We start from the raw sequence: 2,437 nt of genomic DNA on the forward strand, positions 1-2,437 counted from the left end.
GCGCCGCGCAATCATTGTGAAGGCGAATGTCGGCAAGACCAGCGAATTCGATGCCATGGTCAAAGACACGATCGAGCAGCTTGGCGGACTCGATATTCTGGTGAATAACGCGGGCATTACAAGAGATAATTTAATTATGCGCATGAAGGAAGAGGAGTTCGATGAAGTCATCGAGACGAACCTCAAAGGCGTCTTTAACGGCGTGAAGGCTGTAACTCGCCATATGATGAAGCAACGTTCCGGCCGGATCATCAACATTTCGTCCGTTGTCGGGGTACTGGGCAATCCCGGTCAAGCCAATTATGTAGCTGCGAAGGCCGGCGTCATCGGTCTGACGAAAGCCAGCGCTCGCGAGCTTTCATCGCGCGGCATTACGGTGAACTGCGTGGCTCCGGGCTTTATCCAGACGGATATGACGGACAAGCTGCCGGAGGAGACGAAGACAGCCCTATCCGGCCAAATTCCGCTGGCGCGCCTCGGCGATCCAGCCGATATCGCGAACGCGGTAAGATTTCTGGCATCCGATGCCGCGGCATACATGACCGGCCAAACCGTCCATATAGACGGCGGCATGTACATGTAAGAGAGTTCGGCTAAATTCAATATTCGACGTCGAGCAAGCTTGCAGGATTACTTCGTAATGGGAAGCGTACTTTTTGAACAACCTCGTGAAGGTAAAGATGGTATTTTGCATGTAATTCTCGTATAATACGGTGGAGGAGGTGAACCGGATGTCCGAAGTAGTAGATCGCGTTAAACGTATTGTCATCGACCGCCTTGGCGTAGACGAAGCAGAAGTCACGCTCGAAGCTTCCTTTAAAGATGACCTCGGCGCTGACTCTCTTGACGTAGTAGAATTGGTCATGGAGCTGGAAGACGAGTTTGATATGGAAATCTCTGACGAAGATGCAGAGAAAATCACGACGGTGGGAGAAGTTGTAACTTACATACAATCTCATACCTAAGGATGGACAAGTCCCGTTTCAAGGAGCGGGACTTCTCTTCCATGTTAAGCGCTTTTATCGTCACTGGCTTATGAACCGAACCGTACTGCCCAAGAGGCGTTCGTATTGCCTTAACCGCTACAATGTAGCTTAATCGCTATTTATATAGTATTACACGGCCGAGATGCCGTGATATGTCTGTTGCTGAGGTGAATGGAATGAAACATAGAGTAGTCGTGACGGGCATGGGGGTAATGACCTCGCTCGGTTCTGACATCGAACAATTCTGGAACAACCTGCTGGAAGGCAAATCGGGCGTATCCGTCGTTGAAGCGTTTGACTTCTCCGAGTATCCGACTCGAATCGCCGCAGAAGTGAAAAACTTCAATCCGGAAGATTACGGCATTGATCGCAAGGAAGCGCGCAGGATGGACCGCTTCGTGCAGTTTGCATCCGTGGCGAGCAAGCTGGCCGTTGAGAATTCCGGTCTGGATATCGGGGTTAACGCCGACGCCGAACGCGTGGGCGTGATGATCGGTTCCGGCATCGGCGGTTTGGGCACTTGGGAGGATCAGCATAATGTCCTTCTGGAGAAGGGACCCAAGCGAGTGAGCCCGTTCTTCATCCCAATGATGATCGCGAACATGGCTTCCGGCCAGGTATCCATGTTGACGGGAGCTAAGGGGCCAAATAGCACGGCGGTAACGGCTTGCGCGACTGGCACACATTCCATCGGAGACTCTTACAAATTGATCCAGAGAGGCGACGCTGACGTGATGATCGCCGGCGGCGCTGAAGCGACGATTCGCCCGACGGGCATGGCGGGCTTCTGCTCCATGCGCGCGATGTCGACTCGCAACGATGAGCCCGAGAAGGCGAGCCGGCCGTTCGATGTCGATCGGGACGGCTTTGTAATGGGTGAAGGAGCCGGCGTGCTCGTGCTGGAATCGCTGGAGCATGCGAAGGCTCGCGGAGCGAAGATCTACGCGGAAGTGATCGGTTATGGCATGAGCGGCGACGCTCATCATATGACGGAGCCGGATCCGGACGGCGCTGCGCGCTGTATGGTCAAGGCGCTGCGCGATGCCGGGATCGAGCCGTCAGAGGTCGATTACATTAACGCTCACGGCACATCGACTCCGGTTGGCGACCGCTCGGAGACAACTGCGATCAAGAAGACTTTCGGCGATCATGCGTACAAGCTGGCCGTCAGCTCGACGAAGTCCATGACGGGCCATCTGCTCGGCGCAGCAGGGGGAGTAGAAGCCGTTATTTTGGCGCTTACGCTGCAAAATGGCGTCATCGCTCCGACCATTAACTTGGACAATCAGGATCCGGAGCTGGATCTGGACTACGTTCCGAACAAGCCGCGCAAGGCGAATGTTCGTACGGCGCTGTCCAATTCTTTCGGCTTCGGCGGGCATAATGCCACGATTGTGATGAAGGCGTATGAAGCATGATAATTTTGACGAGCTGCAGCGAAAGCTGCAGCT

General features: G+C 54.2%; 3 protein-coding genes. All 3 read left to right on the plus strand.

Annotated elements, in window-relative coordinates:
• Window positions 1-583, plus strand: a 583-nt coding sequence (gene fabG / locus PAT3040_RS21040) for a 3-oxoacyl-[acyl-carrier-protein] reductase (protein ID WP_108994281.1), incomplete at its 5' end; no start/stop codon positions are given.
• A gap of 148 nt (window positions 584-731) precedes the next feature.
• Entirely contained in the window at window positions 732-965 is a 234-nt protein-coding gene (gene acpP, locus PAT3040_RS21045) for an acyl carrier protein (RefSeq protein WP_087572610.1), read from the plus strand.
• A gap of 197 nt (window positions 966-1,162) precedes the next feature.
• The gene (fabF, locus tag PAT3040_RS21050) at window positions 1,163-2,404 is read left to right on the plus strand and encodes a beta-ketoacyl-ACP synthase II (RefSeq protein WP_087572611.1); all 1,242 of its coding nucleotides are present in this window, start codon (window positions 1,163-1,165) and stop codon (window positions 2,402-2,404) included.
• The last annotated feature ends 33 nt before the right edge of the window (window positions 2,405-2,437 follow it).

Source organism: Paenibacillus agaridevorans, from assembly GCF_003112455.1.
Taxonomy (GTDB): Bacteria; Bacillota; Bacilli; order Paenibacillales; family Paenibacillaceae; genus Pristimantibacillus; species Pristimantibacillus agaridevorans.

Coding starts and splice junctions, on each gene's coding strand:
- acpP (WP_087572610.1), top strand. CDS start 732: ATGTCCGAAGTAGTAGATCGCGTTAAACGTATTGTCATCGACCGCCTT.
- fabF (WP_087572611.1), top strand. CDS start 1,163: ATGAAACATAGAGTAGTCGTGACGGGCATGGGGGTAATGACCTCGCTC.